We start from the raw sequence: 15,783 nt of genomic DNA, 5'->3' as shown, positions 1-15,783 counted from the left end.
GGTCGAACGTCCCTGTATCCCGTAACGACGCTGGGCATCCTTGTAGCTCAGTTCGCCTTTTTCTACCTGCTCGACCACCGACAGTTTAAAAGCCAGCGTGTAATCACGCTGCGTTCGCTTCGAACCCGTTTCCAATTTGACTCTCCTTCTTCCCGCAGGATCAGGTGTCAACTTATTTCAGGACGGGTCACAGAAAACAAAAAAGCCTCGCATGAATGCGAGGCTTTTTGCGCCTGTCTTTGCCTTCGTCAGGCGGAAACCAAAATTTATTTAATCTTGGTTTCTTTGTAGTCAACGTGCTTACGGACGACCGGATCAAATTTCTTGATCAGCATCTTTTCCGGCATGTTGCGTTTGTTCTTCGTGGTCGTGTAGAAATGACCCGTGCCTGCGGTCGATTCCAACTTGATCTTGTCGCGTGCGCCTTTAGCCATGATTTACTCCTTAGGCTTGGCCGCGTGCGCGCAGATCTGCGAGCACAGCGTCAATACCGTTCTTGTCGATCAGGCGCAGGCCGGCGTTCGAAACGCGCAGACGCACCCAACGGTTTTCGCTTTCCACCCAAATACGGCGGTTTTGCAGGTTCGGCAGGAACCGGCGCTTGGTTTTGTTGTTCGCGTGGGAAACGTTGTTGCCGCTCATCGGCGCTTTCCCAGTTACTTGGCATACGCGTGCCATGAGAGCACTCCTAATACGCTAATTCTGAGTTCGAACGCCGTGAAAGTTTCCCGAAAAGAGCCACGCTTAAGTTATGAAACTAGAGGCGCTTGGTCCTTTCCGGAACGCCTTGGTGGCTTCGGAACAGGGGGTTGGAAATAGGCAAACCGGAATTATAGCGGAAAAAAAGCCGCAAAATCAAACCTTATTTGCGATGCCTGACTCCGCGTAACGCCCGTGCGGTCCAGGTTCGGGGCGGATTCGGCTGGGACTCAAGCCCTGTCACGGCCAGCCGGCGCGGGCGAAGGAGTAAACCTTGTCGGTGCCGATCACCAGATGATCGACCAGTTGCACGTCGATCAGCGCGAGGGTGTCGCGCAGTGTGCGCGTCAGGCGGCAATCGCTCGCGCTCGGCTCGACGACGCCGGAGGGGTGATTATGCGCGACGATCAGGCTGGCTGCATTCAAAGTTAGCGCGCGCCGGGCGATTTCGCGCGGATACACCGCCATCCGCGTGAGCGTGCCCTGGGCGCTTTTCTCGCACTGGATCAACCGATGCCGGGCGTCGAGATAGAGCGACATGAACACTTCCTGTTGGAGGGAGCCGATCTGCAGGCGCAGGAAGTTCTCCACGGCTTCGGGCGAGTTCATTAGCGAACGCTCGCGCATGCGGGCGACCAGCGAGCGGCGCGCCATTTCCATGATGGCCAGTAACTGGGCGATTTTCGCCGGTCCGATGCCGCGGACACCCTCGAAGTCCGAGTAGGTTGCGTCGAGCATCGCGCGTAGCGAGCCGAAGCGCTCCAGCAACGCGCGCGCGACGCTGAACACGTCGTGGCCCGGCAAGCCCGAACCCAGCACCAGTACGATCATCTCGGTGTCCGACAACACACCGGGTCCATGGTCGATCAAGCGCTCTCGCGGCATGTCCTGCTTCAACCACTTGCCGCCGACGAGCCGCGAGCGCGGCCGTTTGCCGCGTGCGGACGGCGCCAGGAACGCGGCTGGCGAGGATGTTTCGTCGATCATGCTGGCGTAATCGTTCATATATAGAGGGTCCTCCTGTTCGGTTCGGGGGCGACGCCGATGCGGCCAAGCCCTGCGATGCGGCCAAGCCAGCGCAGGCTATGTGGCTTACAATAGGCGCTTTGCGCACGGCACCCCCGACGGTCTGCCACACGCGTACCGCGGCGTCGACTGCGCCCGCGGCGCCCGCGTGCAGCGCGCTTCGACTGAGCGAGCATTGCATGAGCATCATCGACATTTCCGAAGTGAAACCCGGTTCACACGTGACGCTTCATTACCGGCTTTCCCTTGCCGATGGCGCCGAAGTCATCAACACCTTCACCGAGAAGCCGGCCACGCTGCTGCTCGGCGCCGGTCAACTGGCGCCGCCGCTGGAAGATATTTTGCTGGGTTTGAAGGTGGGCCACCATTCGACCTTTCAGCTAATGCCCGGTCAGGCGTTCGGTCCCCGCAACCCGGAGTTGATCCAGCGCGTGTCGCTGGCCACGCTGCGGGAAAACAGCATGATCGGCGAGGATTTTTCCCCCGGTGATCTGGTCGAATTTAACGCGCCGGGTGGCGGCCGCTACGCCGGCGTCCTGAAGGAGGTCGGCGAAACCTCGGCTCTGTTCGATTTCAACCACCCGCTTGCCGGCCAGGCGCTGGCGTTTGAAGTGAAAATCATCGGGATTTTGTAAACATGAGCATCACGGATACGACTCTTGCCGAAACCGAGATCCTGCTGGCGCAGCCGCGCGGGTTCTGTGCCGGCGTCGATCGGGCGATCGAGATCGTCGAGCGGGCCATCAAGCTGCACGGCTCGCCGATCTACGTGCGTCACGAAATTGTCCACAACGCCTATGTCGTTGAAGATCTGCGCAAGAAGGGCGCGATTTTCATCGAGCGGCTGGAAGAGGTGCCAGCCGGCAATACGGTGATCTTCAGCGCGCACGGCGTGTCGAAAGCCGTGCGTTCCGAAGCCGAGTCGCGCGGACTGCGGGTCTACGACGCCACCTGTCCGCTTGTGACCAAGGTGCATATCGAAGTGGCGAAAATGCGCCAGGACGGTTTCGACATCATCATGATTGGCCACAAGGGGCATCCTGAAGTCGAGGGCACCATGGGCCAGGCGGGCGAGGGCATGCACCTCGTCGAAGATATCGAAGACGTGCAGGCCTTGCAGCTGGCCGATCCGGAGCGGATCGCGTTCGTCACGCAAACCACGCTGTCGGTCGACGACGCCGCCGAGATCATCCGCGCGCTGAAGACCAAATTTCCGTCTATCCGTGAGCCGAAGAAGCAGGATATCTGCTACGCCACGCAAAACCGCCAGGATGCGGTCAAGTTCATGGCGCCGCAGTGCGACGTCGTGATTGTGGTCGGCAGCCCGAATAGTTCGAACTCCAACCGCTTGCGCGAACTGGCTGAAAAGCTCGGCGTGCCGGCCTATATGGTGGATTCGCCCGATCAGATCGATCCGGTCTGGGTCGAGGGCAAGCGCCGTATCGGCGTGACGGCGGGCGCCTCGGCGCCGGAGGTGCTGGCTCAGGCGGTGATTGCCCGCTTGCGCGAACTGGGTGTGCGCAACGTGCGTGCGCTCGAAGGCATCGAGGAAAATATCGCGTTTCCGCTGCCGCGCGGGCTGGGTCTGCCAGCCTGACAATTAGCTGACCATGAAAGGAAGCGCACCCGAGGGTGCGCTTTTTTTATGTCCATCGATCGGGCAATCCCAGAATTAATAAAGTGCCAGATCATGTGTGGCACCCGGTTTTAGTGTCCTTGCGCACAAAATCTTTTGAAATTCGATCTGGTTTTTAAACTCCTCTTCATTGATGCGGCCCCGTTTATTTTCGGTAAAAGCGCTTGCGTCGATTTTTGACGCACTAAAATAGTGCGTGATCGTCGATATCGATAGAAACGTAATACTTAACGCGAAACGCGCTGCAATCGGGGCTTGGGCCAATTCGCGGCAACACTTGATGCCACGGGGTGCGACGCTGGTGCAACTGATGCACGAAAAATAGTCGCAACCGGGTTGCGCCTTTTGGTGAATTTTGCTCTCAAAATAAGGTTGCAATGCAGGAAAACCCTGCCGGTTCAACAATATTGCCCGTCGCAAAATTGGAGTTACAATGCGCGCGTTCTCAAGGCCTCCGGGTCCCGAACACGAGATTTTGCAAGGCGCAGGAGACCTACTTAATGCGAGTCAAATTTGCTTACGCCGTGTCCATCGCGGCCGCGGTTGCGATGCTGACCGCGTGCGGCAAGAAACAGGATGGCGAGGCGGGAGCAGGTGCGTCGGCGGCCGTGACGGCAGCGGCACCGGCAACTGAAGCGACGGTCGTGAAAATCGGTCATGCGGCCCCATTGACGGGCGGCATTGCGCATCTGGGCAAAGACAACGAGAACGGCGCGCGTCTGGCGGTCGAGGAAATCGACACACAGGGTTTGACGATCGACGGCCACAAGATCCAGTTGGAGCTCGACGCGCAGGACGACGCAGCGGACCCGAAAACGGGCACCGCCGTCGCGCAGAAGCTGGTCGACGACCACGTGGTCGCGGTGGTCGGGCATCTGAATTCGGGGGTGTCGATTCCGGCTTCGAAGATCTATAACGATGCGGGCATCGTGCAGATCTCGCCGTCGTCGACTAATCCGGCCTATACGCAGCAGGGTTTCAAGACGACCTATCGGGTCGTCGCCACGGACGCGCAACAAGGTCCGGCGCTCGCCGATTACGCCACGAAGGCGTTGGGCGCCAAACGCATCGCCGTAGTGGACGATGCAACCGCCTACGGTAAGGGGCTCGCGGACGAATTCGCGAAGACCGTACAGGCGAGCGGAGCGAAGATCGTCGCGCGGGAAGCGACGAACGACCGGGCCACGGATTTCCGGGCCATCCTCACAAAGATCAAGAGTGTTCAGCCGGACGTGATTATGTTCGGCGGCATGGACGCGACGGGCGGGCCGTTTACCAAACAGGCGGCGGCGCTCGGTATCAGGGCAAAAATCCTTGGCGGCGACGGTGTGTGTACCGACAAGGTGGGGGAGCTGGCGGGATCCGCCGTGCAAAACCTGGTCTGCTCGGAGGCGGGACTCGCGCTTTCGAAGATGGACAAGGGAGCGGACTTCGAAAAGAAGTACGTCGACCGCTTCCACACACCGGTGCAGATTTACGCACCGTTCACGTATGACGCTGTGTACGTGATTGTCGATGCAATGAAGCGCGCTAATTCGATCGAGGCGCCCAAGGTGCTGGCTGCGATGCCGTCCACCGATTACAACGGGGTAATCGGCCACATCGCGTTCGACGACAAGGGTGATTTGAAAGAGAGCGCCATTACGCTTTACGACTTCAAGGACGGCAAGAAAGCGGTTCTCGACGTCGTGAAGATGTGATGACGGGACGTTCAGCCTGACGGCACCGAAACCACCCAACGGTGCCGTTTTTGCATCCGCTCAAGGCGAGCCTGCGACCGCATCCCGGTCGTCATGGCAAACCGGCGGCGGATAACCCTTACCGGTCTTTTACATCAGTACCCGCAGTGCCGTTGAGATTCCGTGACGCATCACCGCCCACCGGCTGATGAAGAGCGCGAATCCAGTCGCACGGGCTAAGGAGCATTAAATGGATATCTTCATCCAGCAGGTCCTCAACGGGCTGGTGCTTGGCAGCGTTTACGCCATCATCGCACTGGGCTATACGATGGTTTACGGCATCCTGGGCATCATCAACTTCGCTCACGGCGATGTGTTGATGGTGGGCGCGATGGTTGCGCTTTCAGCCATAGGCGTGCTTCAGAACCACTTCCCCGGCCTCGGCAATGTGCCGACGCTCGTCATCGCGCTGATCATCGCCGCTATTGTGTGCGCGGCCGTCGGCTACACGATCGAGCGGGTGGCCTACCGGCCGTTGCGTAAAGCACCGCGTCTCGCCCCACTGATCACCGCGATCGGCGTGTCGATCCTGCTGCAGACGCTGGCCATGATGATCTGGTCGCGCAACCCGCTGCCGTTCCCGCAGCTGTTGCCCACCGACCCGATCAACGTGATCAAGGCGACCGATACGACGCCGGGCGCCGTGATCTCGATGACTGAAATCGTCATCATCGTGGTGGCCTTCCTCGTGATGGCCGGCCTGCTGCTGCTGGTGCACAAAACCAAGCTCGGCCGCGCGATGCGTGCCATCGCCGAGAATCCGGGCAACGCCAGCCTGATGGGCGTGAACCCGAACTTCGTGATTTCGGCGACCTTCATGATCGGCTCCGCGCTCGCCGCTCTGGCCGGCGTGATGATCGCGTCCGAATACGGCAACGCTCACTTCTACATGGGTTTCATCCCCGGTTTGAAGGCCTTTACGGCGGCGGTGCTGGGCGGTATCGGCAATCTCGGCGGCGCGATGGTGGGCGGGGTGATCCTCGGCCTGATCGAGCAGTTGGGCGCCGGCTATATCGGCAACCTCACCGGTGGTGTGTTCGGCAGTAATTATCAGGACGTGTTCGCTTTCATCGTGCTGATCATTGTGCTGGTGTTCCGTCCGTCGGGCCTGCTCGGCGAACGCGTTGCGGATCGCGCCTGATTCTGGGAGTAAATAAACATGACCTCAATTCAACCGATCGAGCCGTCCACGACGCTCATCCCTGAAAAGAACCGCACCAAGACGCTGACGGTCGGCATCATCACCGCGATCTTCGTGATCGCCGCGCCGATGATCATCGGCACGGCCGGCGGCAACTACTGGGTCCGCGTGCTCGACTTCGCGATGCTGTACGTGATGCTCGCGCTCGGCCTCAACGTGGTGGTCGGCTTCGCCGGCCTGCTGGATTTGGGCTACATCGCGTTCTACGCGGTCGGCGCCTACACGTCCGCGCTGCTGAGTTCGCCGCATCTGTCGTCGCAGTTCGAGTGGATCGCGCACCTCGCGCCGAACGGGCTGCATGTGCCGTTCCTGCTGATCGTGCCGTGCGCGATGGCGGTCGCCGCGTTCTTCGGCGTGATTCTCGGTGCGCCGACGCTGCGTCTGCGCGGCGACTACCTCGCCATCGTGACGTTGGGCTTCGGGGAAATCGTGCGGATCTTCCTGAACAACCTCGACCGCCCGGTGAATATCACCAACGGCCCGAAGGGGATCACGGCGATCGACCCGGTTCACTTCGGCGACTTCAGCCTCGCGCAAACGCACTCGCTGTTCGGCTTCCAGTTCCCCACCGTGTACTCGTACTACTACCTGTTCGTGGTCGCGGCGTTGGCGGTGATCTGGGTGTGTACGCGTTTGCAGCACTCGCGCATCGGCCGTGCATGGGCCGCGATCCGTGAAGACGAAATCGCCGCCAAGGCGATGGGCATCAACACCCGCAATGTGAAGCTGCTGGCGTTCGCGATGGGCGCGTCGTTCGGCGGTCTGTCGGGCGCGATGTTCGGCTCGTTCCAGGGCTTCGTGTCGCCGGAATCGTTCACGCTGCCGGAATCGATCGTGGTGCTGGCGTGCGTGGTGCTGGGCGGTATGGGCCACATCCCGGGCGTGATTCTCGGCGCGGTGCTGCTCGCGGTGCTGCCGGAATTCCTGCGCTCGACCATGGGTCCGCTGCAGAACATGGTCTTCGGTCATGAAATCGTCGACACGGAAGTGATCCGTCAGCTGGTCTACGCACTCGCCATGGTGCTGATCATGCTGTATCGCTCGGAAGGTTTGTGGCCCTCGCCCAAGCATGAAGACAAGATTGCGAAACTGACGAAGCGTGGCGGCAAGAAGCCGGTTCGCGCCTAAGCCGGGGAGAGAAAAAAATGAGCGACAACATTCGACTGTCGGTGAAGGGTGTCAACAAGCGCTTCGGCGGCTTGCAGGCGCTGTCCGACGTCGGGCTTGAAATCAAGTCCGGCCAGATTTACGGTTTGATCGGCCCGAACGGCGCCGGCAAGACGACTTTCTTCAACGTGATCACGGGCCTGTACACGCCGGATTCGGGCGAGTTCAAGCTCGACGGCGAGAACTACACGCCGACCGCGGTGTACCAGGTGGCGAAGGCCGGGATTGCGCGGACGTTCCAGAACATCCGTCTGTTCGGCGGCATGACCGCGCTGGAAAACGTGATGGTCGGCCGCCACGTGCGAACCAAACACGGACTGCTTGGCGCGGTGTTCCAGACGCCGGCCGAACGCAAGGAAGAGCGCGAGATCAAGGAACGCGCGATCGAGCTGCTGGAGTATGTGGGCATTGCGCAGTACGCGGACTACACGTCGCGCAATCTGTCGTACGGCCACCAGCGTCGTCTGGAAATCGCCCGTGCCCTGGCAACCGATCCGAAGCTGCTCGCGCTGGACGAACCGGCGGCCGGCATGAACGCGACGGAAAAGGTCGAGCTGACCAAGCTGCTCGACAAGATCCGCAGCGACGGCAAGACGATCCTGCTGATCGAACACGACGTGAAACTCGTGATGGGTCTGTGCAACCAGATGACGGTGCTCGACTACGGCAAGGTGATTGCGCAAGGTCTGCCGTCAGACGTGCAGAAGGATCCGAAGGTGATCGAAGCTTATCTGGGTGCGGGAGTCCACTGATGTCCACGACACAATCAATGTTGAAAATCAAGGGCCTGCAGGTCAATTACGGCGGCATCCAGGCAGTCAAGGGCATCGACCTCGAAGTCCAGCAGGGCGAACTGGTCACGCTGATCGGCGCGAACGGCGCGGGCAAGACCACGACGATGAAGGCGATCACGGGTCTGAAGCCGTACACGATCGGCGACATCGAATACATGGGCGAGTCGATCAAGGGCGTGCCGCCGCATCTGTTGCTCAAGCGCGGTCTGGCGATGGTGCCGGAAGGCCGTGGCATCTTCGCGCGCATGTCGATCGTCGAGAACATGCAGATGGGGGCTTATCTGCGTACCGACACCGACGGCATCAAGGCGGACGTGGATCGCATGTTTGGCTTCTTCCCGCGTCTGAAAGAACGGGCCACGCAGTATGCGGGCACGCTCTCCGGCGGCGAACAGCAGATGCTGGCGATGGCGCGCGCGATCATCAGCAAGCCGAAGCTGTTGTTGCTGGACGAACCGTCGATGGGTCTGTCGCCGATCATGGTCGAGAAGATCTTCGAAGTGGTGCGGGCGATCTCGGCCGAAGGCATGACCGTGCTGCTGGTCGAGCAGAATGCGCGTCTGGCGTTGCAGGCGGCGAATCGCGGCTACGTGATGGACTCGGGTCTGGTGACGATGTCCGGCGACGCGAAGCAGATGCTGGACGATCCGAAGGTGCGCGCGGCTTATCTGGGTGAATGAGCTGGGCGAATGAGCTGGGTGAATCATCCGGCTTAGCTGGACGAGACCGATAAAAAAGGCTGCATGCGGCAACGCATGCAGCCTTTTTCTATTCAGACGCGATGTCTCAGGTCGTCGCCGCCGGCTCCGCGAGTTCGCCCAGCCGCTTGCCCAAACTGATCACCGCGTCGGCGCGATACCCGAGCGCTTCGTAAAACTCGCGGATGTCGGTCTTCGCGGACAACACCTGCAGATTCAGCTTCGGGCAACCCAGTCCCGTCAGCACCTGCTCGACGTGCGCGACCAGCCGCGTACCGATCCCGTGACGTCGCAGCGATTCGTCGACGGCCAGCGAATAGAGCCAGCCCCGGTGACCGTCGTAGCCGCCCATCACCGTGCCGACGATGCGCTCGTCGAGTGTCGCGACGAAGAACAGTTCCGGTTGCGTCGCCAGCTTGTTGGCGATCGACAGATGCGGGTTGCGCTGCGGCCTCGTCAGGTCCCGGTACTCGGGGAAGGCTTCTTGCCACAGCGCGACCACGGCATCGGTGTCGCGCGCGTCGAAGCGGCGGATCGATAGCGTGGAGGTCGTCGTCATACGTGGGTTCCTGAACGATTACAGCGTGTCGAGAATCGAACGCAGCATCGTCATCATCTGATCGATCTCTTCGTTCGTCACGTTCAGTGCCGGCATGAAGCGCAGCAGGTTCGGGCGCGCCGCGTTCAGCAGCAGACCGTCGGGCTGCATCACGCGAGCTTTCTCGACGATCTGGTTGCCGATGTCCTTGCCGAGCAGCAGCGCGCGCAGCAGGCCTTCACCGCGTTCGCCCTCGAAGCCGCGCTCCGCCGACAACTCCAGCAACTTCGTGCGCAGATATTCGCCGCGCGCGCGCACGCCTTCAAGGAAGCCCGGCGCCACCAGTTGCGAGATCACCGAATACCCGACCGCTGTCATCAGCGGATTGCCGTTATAGGTGCCGCCTTGATCGCCGGCTTCGAACACGGCGACTTCCGCCTTCGACAGCAACGCCGCGAGCGGCACGCCGCCGCCGATGCCCTTGCCGAGTGTCATGATGTCCGGCTCGATGCCCGACAGTTCGTACGCGAACAACGTGCCGGCGCGCCCGCAACCGCTTTGCACTTCGTCGACGATCAGCAGCAGGTTGTGCTGTTGGGTCAGCGCGCGCAGTTGCTTCATGAATTCGGCGGTGGCCGGAATCACGCCGCCTTCGCCCTGAATCGGTTCGAGCATCACGGCAACGGTCCTGGCGTTGATGAGCTTTTCCACCGACGCGATGTCGTTCAGGTCCGCCTTCGGAAAGCCCGGCACTTGCGGTGCGTAGATCGTGTCCCAGCCAGGCTTGCCGCTGGCCGACATGGTGGCCAGCGTACGGCCGTGGAAGCTGTGGTCGAACGTGATGATTTCGAACGCGCCGTCCTTGAACTTCTTGCCCCACTTGCGTGCGAGCTTGATCGCGCCTTCATTGGCTTCGGCGCCGCTGTTGGTGAAGAACACCTTGTCGAAGCAGCTGTGTTGCGTGAGCAGGCCGGCGAGTTGCGCCATCGGCTCGTTGTAGAAGGCCGGCGACGGATTGAACAGCAGCTTGGCCTGCTTGTTCAGCGCTTCGATCATGCCTTCGTTGCAGTGCCCGAGGCTATTGACCGCCCAGCCCTGGATGAAGTCCAGATATCGCTTGCCGTTATTGTCGTAGAGCCACGAGCCCTTGCCGTGCGTGAAAACGATTTCGGGCCGGTTCGTGATGTACATCAGCGACTCGATCGGGTACTCAGTGAAATTCATGACGGCAGGCTCCAGACAACGGGTGAAGGGGGGATGAAAATCGACCGGATACGCAACAGAGCGGCCGGGGATACGACGGAACGGCAAAAACAAAAAAGCCACGGCATGCCGTGGCTTTCATGATTCGAACTGCGTGCGCCTGTGTGTGGCGCGAATCCGTGACGAAGCCAGCGGCGTCCCTAAGGGAGCGGCGAGCGGCGACGTCGGAGTTCGGACTGGATGCGGTTCATGCGCGAAAGAATACGACAAGGAAAGCGCCGGTGTAAACCATGAATTTGCACAAATGCACGCGGATGGATTCTTGACGAGTCTGCCAGCGGGCATGTTTCGATTTGATGAACGGCGCGATCGCTAGTTAATCGCGCCGTTCGGGGCTACGCGTGCCGCGTTAAATCGTGCTGTTCAAACCGTGCTCTTCAAACCGCGTTTGCCAGATCCGCTGCGCTCGTGAACGAGTCCGCATAGAACTCGTCTTGCGGCAGGCCGTGATGCTGGGTGAAATCGCGCTGCGCCGATTCGACCATGACCGGTGCGCCGCAGGCATAGACCTGGTACGCCGACAGATCGGGCAAGTCCTCGATCACCGCGCGATGCACGAAGCCGACGCGGCCCGTCCACGCGTCGTCCGCCTCCGGCTCCGACAACACCGGCACGAACTTGAAGTTCGGAATCTCGCGCGCCCATTGCTCGGCCAGCTCGAGCAGATACAGGTCTTTCTTGCGGCGTGCGCCCCAGTAGAGCGTCATGGGCCGATCCAGGTTCTTGAACACCGCATGCTCGACGATCGCCTTCAGCGGCGCGAAGCCCGTACCCGAGGCCAGCAGCACGATGGGCCGGTCGGAATCTTCACGCAGGAAGAACGTGCCGAGCGGTGCTTCGAAGCGCAGGATGTCGCGCTCTTTCAGTGTGTTGAACACGTGATCGGTGAATGCGCCGCCCGGCATGTGACGGAGATGCAGTTCGACCGGGCCTTCCGTGTGCGGCGCGCTCGCCATCGAATAGCTGCGGCGCTTGCCGTCCTTCAGAATGAATTCGAGGTACTGGCCGGCCAGATATTGCAGACGTTCGTTGGCGGGCAGTTGCAGCTTCAGCACGACGACGTCGTCGGCCTTGCGCTCGATCGCGCTGACGCGGCACGGCAGCTTCTTGACCTGCACGTCGCCGACACCGGCTACTTCGCGGATGTCCACTTCGAGATCGGAGCAAGCGGTCGCACAGCACAACAGCGCCATGCCGCGGGTCTTTTCGTCGTTCGACAACGCCGACGACGAATGCGCGCGCTGTTCGACCTGGCCGCTGAGCACGGCGCCCTTGCACGAGCCGCAAGCGCCGTTCTTACAGCCGTACGGCAGGCCGATGCCCTGGCGCAACGCGGCGCTCAGCACCGGTTCGTCCTGTTCTACCTGAAACTGCCGGCCGCTTTGCCGGAGCGTGACGTTGAATGCCATAAAGTGTGGGGAAATCGAAAAGTCGGTAATCGTTATCGGACCCGTCGCCTTCGCGGCTGACGGCTACAATGCGTCCACCATGAAAGCGACACGAAACTTCCGCCGGCCGCGTGTGTTGATCGTAGGTTGCGGCGATGTCGGCATGCGCTGCGTGCCCTTGCTGCAGCAACGTGCACACGTCTTTGCACTGACCAGCCACGCCGGGCGCTGCGCCGAATTGCGCGCCGCGGGCGTCACGCCGCTGGTCGGCGATCTGGATCAGCGCCGCAGCCTGAAACGGCTCGCGGGCCTCGCGCCGACGGTGCTACACCTTGCGCCGCCGCAAAAAAACGGCGACGACGATCTGCGTACCCGCGCCTTGCTCGCCACGCTCGGCGCTCGTGGCGCCCGCGCTTTACGCGCCGCGGTGGCGCCTGCGGTGGCGCCGGTTGGACGGCTGCGCCGCGAAGGTGCCGCGCGTGCCAGTATGGCGGGCTTTGCCTTGTGGAACGGATCCGGGACAGCGGATATTGTACCCGACGAGGTCGGCCGTGCCGCCGCTTCGCGTGCGCCGGTCCGGTTCGTGTATGCGAGCACGACGGGCGTCTACGGCGACTGCGGCGGCGCCTGGATCGACGAAACGCGCGTCACGCAGGCAACCAACGCGCGCGCCAAACGTCGCGTGTCGGCCGAGCGGCAAGTGCGGCGCGCGACGGCTTGCGGCGCGGTCCGCGCCAGCATCGCGCGGATTCCCGGCATCTATGCGGGCAACCGTCTGCCGCTCGCGCGACTCGAAAAACGCACGCCGGCCCTGGTCGATGCCGACGACGTCTACACCAACCATATTCACGCCGACGATCTCGCCGCGATCCTGGTGCGGCTCACCACACATGGCCGGCCGGCGCGCGTGATCCACGCGTCGGACGACTCGTCGTTGAAAATGGGGGAGTACTTCGATGCGGTGGCCGATGCATTCGGCGTCGCGCGTGCGCCGCGTATCACGCGTGCGCAGGCCGAGCAGGCGATCGAGCCGACCATGCTGTCGTTCATGCGTGAATCGAGGCGGCTGATGAACCGGCGGCTCAAGACGGAGTTGCGGGTGCAATTACGCTACCCCAGCGTGGAAGATTTTCTGCGCGAAGCCGCGACGAAAGCGTGACCTCGCAAACCTTGGATCAGCTGGCGCTAAGTCAGCGCCGGCAATGCCTCCAGCAGCAGGAAACACAGCATCGCGCCGATCAATGCGCCGATCAGATTCGGATGATAGGTATGCCGCAGCCGCATCGAGATCAGTAGTCCGCCGATCAGAACCAGTCCGAGGCAAAGAAAAGCAATCATCACGGACGAGATCCGGATAGTGTCGTGGATCATCATGGCGCGCCTCCTTGAACCCTTTGTTGTCTTTGTTTAAAGGAGTATAGGGCGGGCTGTAAGGAAGAGCATGCTGCGGCGCAGCGCATGGACCGCGCCCGCTATCGCCTGTGTGCGGCCGCGCACAGGCTTTTTCTTGCAGCATCAAGGCCTTGATGCGCGGCTACCGGTTTACCCGCTCCGTAAAGATCCGAGGTCAGTTTCGTCGAGCCATTGCCATGCGCCCGGCGCAAGCGTCGCGGGCAGCGCGAGTCCGCCGATCCGCTCGCGGTGCAGCGCCTCGCAGCGGTTGCCGGCGGCGGCAATCATCCGCTTGACCTGGTGGTACTTGCCTTCCATGACCGTGAGCGCGAGCGCGTGCGTGCCGCGGGCCACGGCGTCGACTGCGGCGATCGGTGCTGGCTCGCCGTGCAACAGCACGCCGTCGCGCAGCGCGCCCAGCTGCGCGTCGTCGAGCGGATGACGCGTGGTCGCGACATACACCTTCGGCACCTTGCGTTTCGGCGACGTGAACCCATGCACGAACTTGCCGTCGTCGGAGAGCAGCAGCAGGCCGGTCGTATCCTGGTCGAGTCGTCCCACGCATTGCACGCCGCGCTCGGCGAACTGCGGCGGCAGCAGGCTGAATACGCTCAAATGATGTTGCGGGTCGCGCGAACATTCGTAGCCGGCCGGCTTGTTCAGCAGCAGATAGGCGTGCTCGCGATACGGCCAGACGACGCCGTCCACGCTGAAGTGGAACGCGTTGCCGGTAACGGGGAAATCGGCGTCGGCATCGGTGCTGACGGCGCCTTCGATGCTTACGCGCGCGTCGCCGATCAGCGCGCGGCATTGGCGGCGCGAGCCGAAACCTTGAGTGAAGAGAATGCTTTCGAGATTCATGGCGAGCGAAGAATAACACCGCAAGAAGCGGAGCGCCCCATGGCGCGAGCAAGACGACGATGGACTCTTCATCACCGAGTCCAAGGAGTGCATCGATGCCCGCCGCTTCCTCTTCTTCCGCCACGCTCCGATCCCGCTTGCCCGCTGCGTTCCAGCGGCTCGCCTGGTCGAACCTGGTCGCGCAGTCCGCCGAACAGATCAGCCTCGCCGCCGCGCCGCTCGTCGCGGTGTTCATGCTCGGCGCCGACGCGCGCGACACCGGCCTGCTGCAAACCGCGCAGACGCTGCCGTTCCTGCTGCTGTCGATCCCGCTCGGCGTCTGGGCCGATCGCCGCTCGCGCCGGCTGTTGATGACGCTCGCCGAAAGCGTGCGTGTCATCGCGATGCTGTGCGTGCTATTGCTGGTGTCGACGCATGCGTTGAGCCTGCCGCTACTCGCCGCGCTCGGCTTCGTGGCCGCGACCGGCACCGTGGCCTACAACGTCGCGGCGCCGTCGCTGGTGCCCGCGCTGGTGCCACGCGAGGCGTTCGCCGGCGCCAATGGCCGGCTCGAACTCGCCCGCAGCGTCGCGTATTCGGCGGGACCCGCGCTGGGCGGTTTGCTGGTCGGCTGGATCGGCGCGGGTTGGGCGTATGGCTGCGCCGCCGGTCTCTCGGCGCTGGCCGTCGCGTTGCTGGCGGGACTGCGCGAACCGCCGCGCGCGGCCGTGCCGCAGCGCCATTTCCTGCTGGAATTGCGTGACGGTACGCGCTTCGTGCTGCGCGATGCGCTGTTGCGTCCGATGCTCGCGACCGCCGTGTTTTTCAACCTCGGTTTCTTCATCCTGCAAGCGGTGTATGTGCCGTACGCGGTGCATCGTTTGGGGCTGAGCGCGTCGATGGTCGGCGTGACGCTCGGGGCCTACGGCGTCGGCATGGTGTGCGGCGCGCTGGCCGCGCCGGCCATCGCGCGGCGTCTCGCCTTTGGGCGCGTGCTGGTCATCGGGCCGTCGTGCGGCCTGCTCGCGTCGCTCGTGATGGTGGCGACGCTCGTCGCGCCGTCGTTCTGGCTGGCCATGCTGAGCCTTCTTCCTGGTCGGCGCGGGGCCGATTCTATGGGTGGTCGGCTCGACCACGCTGCGCCAGGCGATCACCCCCGAACGGATGATGGGCCGCGTGTCGGCGCTCAACAGCACCGCCACCTACGGCGCGCGTCCGCTGGGCGCGTTGCTCGGCGCGGCGATCAGCGCGCGCTGGGGCATGGACGCTTGCCTCGTCGCGGCCGCGGCGGCGTTTGTCGTGCAGGCGCTGATTATCTTCATGTCGCCGGCGGCGCGGCTCGAGCGCATTCCCGAAGAGGGTGCCGCCGCTTGCTGAAAACAGGTTTTCATCCGGTCGCTTC

17 protein-coding genes and 2 pseudogenes are annotated in these 15,783 nt (G+C 62.3%); 9 read left to right on the top strand and 10 right to left on the bottom strand.

The window, feature by feature from the left end:
* The 4 genes and pseudogenes from B0G83_RS14635 to radC form a co-directional block, all read right to left on the bottom strand.
* Positions 1–135: pseudogene (locus tag B0G83_RS14635) on the bottom strand (IS3 family transposase); the annotation flags it as partial.
* Positions 136–266: 131 nt separating this feature from the next.
* The gene (gene rpmG / locus B0G83_RS14630) at positions 267–434 is read right to left on the bottom strand and encodes a 50S ribosomal protein L33 (RefSeq protein ID WP_006050116.1); all 168 of its coding nucleotides are present in this window, start codon (positions 432–434) and stop codon (positions 267–269) included.
* Positions 435–444: 10 nt separating this feature from the next.
* A complete protein-coding gene (gene rpmB, locus B0G83_RS14625; RefSeq protein WP_035548063.1) occupies positions 445–678 on the bottom strand; it encodes a 50S ribosomal protein L28 in 234 nt (77 codons plus the stop codon).
* Positions 679–939: 261 nt separating this feature from the next.
* Positions 940–1,704, bottom strand: a complete 765-nt coding sequence (radC, locus tag B0G83_RS14620; RefSeq protein WP_105508084.1) for a DNA repair protein RadC — start codon at positions 1,702–1,704, stop codon at positions 940–942.
* Positions 1,705–1,904: 200 nt separating this feature from the next.
* Between radC and B0G83_RS14615 the strand changes: the two genes are divergently transcribed.
* Both B0G83_RS14615 and ispH read left to right on the top strand, forming a co-directional pair.
* Complete coding sequence (locus tag B0G83_RS14615; RefSeq protein WP_105508083.1) at positions 1,905–2,360, top strand: peptidylprolyl isomerase; 456 nt, start codon at positions 1,905–1,907, stop codon at positions 2,358–2,360.
* A gap of 2 nt (positions 2,361–2,362) precedes the next feature.
* Complete coding sequence (ispH, locus tag B0G83_RS14610; protein WP_105508082.1) at positions 2,363–3,322, top strand: 4-hydroxy-3-methylbut-2-enyl diphosphate reductase; 960 nt, start codon at positions 2,363–2,365, stop codon at positions 3,320–3,322.
* 75 nt (positions 3,323–3,397) lie between these two features.
* Here the strand turns inward: ispH and B0G83_RS38630 are convergent, their stop codons facing one another.
* Positions 3,398–3,763 carry a hypothetical protein gene (locus B0G83_RS38630; protein WP_181156865.1) on the bottom strand — a complete coding sequence of 122 codons (366 nt, stop codon included), beginning with the start codon at positions 3,761–3,763 and terminating at the stop codon, positions 3,398–3,400.
* Positions 3,764–3,861: 98 nt separating this feature from the next.
* Between B0G83_RS38630 and B0G83_RS14605 the strand changes: the two genes are divergently transcribed.
* The 5 genes from B0G83_RS14605 (at position 3,862) to B0G83_RS14585 (ending at position 8,942) form a co-directional block, all read left to right on the top strand.
* A complete protein-coding gene (locus tag B0G83_RS14605) occupies positions 3,862–5,061 on the top strand; it encodes a branched-chain amino acid ABC transporter substrate-binding protein (RefSeq protein WP_105508081.1) in 1,200 nt (399 codons plus the stop codon).
* Positions 5,062–5,290: 229 nt separating this feature from the next.
* A complete protein-coding gene (locus tag B0G83_RS14600; protein ID WP_105508080.1) occupies positions 5,291–6,241 on the top strand; it encodes a branched-chain amino acid ABC transporter permease in 951 nt (316 codons plus the stop codon).
* An 18-nt stretch (positions 6,242–6,259) separates the two neighbouring features.
* Positions 6,260–7,429, top strand: a complete 1,170-nt coding sequence (locus B0G83_RS14595; RefSeq protein WP_105508079.1) for a branched-chain amino acid ABC transporter permease — start codon at positions 6,260–6,262, stop codon at positions 7,427–7,429.
* Between the two features lie 17 nt (positions 7,430–7,446).
* Entirely contained in the window at positions 7,447–8,220 is a 774-nt protein-coding gene (locus tag B0G83_RS14590; RefSeq protein WP_105508078.1) for an ABC transporter ATP-binding protein, read from the top strand.
* A gap of 17 nt (positions 8,221–8,237) precedes the next feature.
* Positions 8,238–8,942, top strand: a complete 705-nt coding sequence (locus B0G83_RS14585) for an ABC transporter ATP-binding protein (RefSeq protein WP_105508128.1) — start codon at positions 8,238–8,240, stop codon at positions 8,940–8,942.
* A gap of 106 nt (positions 8,943–9,048) precedes the next feature.
* Here the strand turns inward: B0G83_RS14585 and B0G83_RS14580 are convergent, their stop codons facing one another.
* The 3 genes from B0G83_RS14580 to B0G83_RS14570 form a co-directional block, all read right to left on the bottom strand.
* The gene (locus B0G83_RS14580; protein ID WP_105508077.1) at positions 9,049–9,519 is read right to left on the bottom strand and encodes a GNAT family acetyltransferase; all 471 of its coding nucleotides are present in this window, start codon (positions 9,517–9,519) and stop codon (positions 9,049–9,051) included.
* 18 nt (positions 9,520–9,537) lie between these two features.
* Positions 9,538–10,722: an acetylornithine transaminase gene (locus B0G83_RS14575; RefSeq protein ID WP_105508076.1), complete on the bottom strand. Its 1,185-nt coding sequence runs from the start codon at positions 10,720–10,722 to the stop codon at positions 9,538–9,540.
* Between the two features lie 416 nt (positions 10,723–11,138).
* Positions 11,139–12,170: a CDP-6-deoxy-delta-3,4-glucoseen reductase gene (locus B0G83_RS14570; protein ID WP_105508075.1), complete on the bottom strand. Its 1,032-nt coding sequence runs from the start codon at positions 12,168–12,170 to the stop codon at positions 11,139–11,141.
* Positions 12,171–12,249: 79 nt separating this feature from the next.
* Between B0G83_RS14570 and B0G83_RS14565 the strand changes: the two genes are divergently transcribed.
* Complete coding sequence (locus tag B0G83_RS14565) at positions 12,250–13,308, top strand: NAD-dependent epimerase/dehydratase family protein (RefSeq protein ID WP_105508074.1); 1,059 nt, start codon at positions 12,250–12,252, stop codon at positions 13,306–13,308.
* Between the two features lie 26 nt (positions 13,309–13,334).
* Here B0G83_RS14565 and B0G83_RS14560 read toward each other — a convergent pair whose 3' ends face one another.
* Both B0G83_RS14560 and B0G83_RS14555 read right to left on the bottom strand, forming a co-directional pair.
* The gene (locus tag B0G83_RS14560; RefSeq protein ID WP_105508073.1) at positions 13,335–13,523 is read right to left on the bottom strand and encodes a hypothetical protein; all 189 of its coding nucleotides are present in this window, start codon (positions 13,521–13,523) and stop codon (positions 13,335–13,337) included.
* Positions 13,524–13,691: 168 nt separating this feature from the next.
* Positions 13,692–14,402 carry a pseudouridine synthase gene (locus B0G83_RS14555; RefSeq protein ID WP_105508072.1) on the bottom strand — a complete coding sequence of 237 codons (711 nt, stop codon included), beginning with the start codon at positions 14,400–14,402 and terminating at the stop codon, positions 13,692–13,694.
* Positions 14,403–14,497: 95 nt separating this feature from the next.
* On the opposite strand from B0G83_RS14555, the pseudogene B0G83_RS14550 reads away from it, so the two are divergent.
* Positions 14,498–15,758, top strand: a pseudogene (locus B0G83_RS14550) (MFS transporter).
* The last annotated feature ends 25 nt before the right edge of the window (positions 15,759–15,783 follow it).

It is taken from the genome of Paraburkholderia sp. BL21I4N1 (assembly GCF_002973525.1).
In the GTDB taxonomy this organism is placed as follows: domain Bacteria; phylum Pseudomonadota; class Gammaproteobacteria; order Burkholderiales; family Burkholderiaceae; genus Paraburkholderia.
Note: the sequence above shows the minus strand (reverse complement) of the source record. Positions and strands in the feature narration are given on the sequence as shown.

What these genes read in the sequence shown, in the direction of transcription:
- rpmG (WP_006050116.1), bottom strand. Translation starts at nt 434, where the DNA reads ATGGCTAAAGGCGCACGCGACAAGATCAAGTTGGAATCGACCGCAGGC.
- rpmB (WP_035548063.1), bottom strand. Translation starts at nt 678, where the DNA reads ATGGCACGCGTATGCCAAGTAACTGGGAAAGCGCCGATGAGCGGCAAC.
- radC (WP_105508084.1), bottom strand. Translation starts at nt 1,704, where the DNA reads ATGAACGATTACGCCAGCATGATCGACGAAACATCCTCGCCAGCCGCG.
- B0G83_RS14615 (WP_105508083.1), top strand. Translation starts at nt 1,905, where the DNA reads ATGAGCATCATCGACATTTCCGAAGTGAAACCCGGTTCACACGTGACG.
- ispH (WP_105508082.1), top strand. Translation starts at nt 2,363, where the DNA reads ATGAGCATCACGGATACGACTCTTGCCGAAACCGAGATCCTGCTGGCG.
- B0G83_RS14605 (WP_105508081.1), top strand. Translation starts at nt 3,862, where the DNA reads ATGCGAGTCAAATTTGCTTACGCCGTGTCCATCGCGGCCGCGGTTGCG.
- B0G83_RS14600 (WP_105508080.1), top strand. Translation starts at nt 5,291, where the DNA reads ATGGATATCTTCATCCAGCAGGTCCTCAACGGGCTGGTGCTTGGCAGC.
- B0G83_RS14595 (WP_105508079.1), top strand. Translation starts at nt 6,260, where the DNA reads ATGACCTCAATTCAACCGATCGAGCCGTCCACGACGCTCATCCCTGAA.
- B0G83_RS14590 (WP_105508078.1), top strand. Translation starts at nt 7,447, where the DNA reads ATGAGCGACAACATTCGACTGTCGGTGAAGGGTGTCAACAAGCGCTTC.
- B0G83_RS14585 (WP_105508128.1), top strand. Translation starts at nt 8,238, where the DNA reads ATGTTGAAAATCAAGGGCCTGCAGGTCAATTACGGCGGCATCCAGGCA.
- B0G83_RS14580 (WP_105508077.1), bottom strand. Translation starts at nt 9,519, where the DNA reads ATGACGACGACCTCCACGCTATCGATCCGCCGCTTCGACGCGCGCGAC.
- B0G83_RS14575 (WP_105508076.1), bottom strand. Translation starts at nt 10,722, where the DNA reads ATGAATTTCACTGAGTACCCGATCGAGTCGCTGATGTACATCACGAAC.
- B0G83_RS14570 (WP_105508075.1), bottom strand. Translation starts at nt 12,170, where the DNA reads ATGGCATTCAACGTCACGCTCCGGCAAAGCGGCCGGCAGTTTCAGGTA.
- B0G83_RS14565 (WP_105508074.1), top strand. Translation starts at nt 12,250, where the DNA reads ATGAAAGCGACACGAAACTTCCGCCGGCCGCGTGTGTTGATCGTAGGT.
- B0G83_RS14560 (WP_105508073.1), bottom strand. Translation starts at nt 13,523, where the DNA reads ATGATGATCCACGACACTATCCGGATCTCGTCCGTGATGATTGCTTTT.
- B0G83_RS14555 (WP_105508072.1), bottom strand. Translation starts at nt 14,402, where the DNA reads ATGAATCTCGAAAGCATTCTCTTCACTCAAGGTTTCGGCTCGCGCCGC.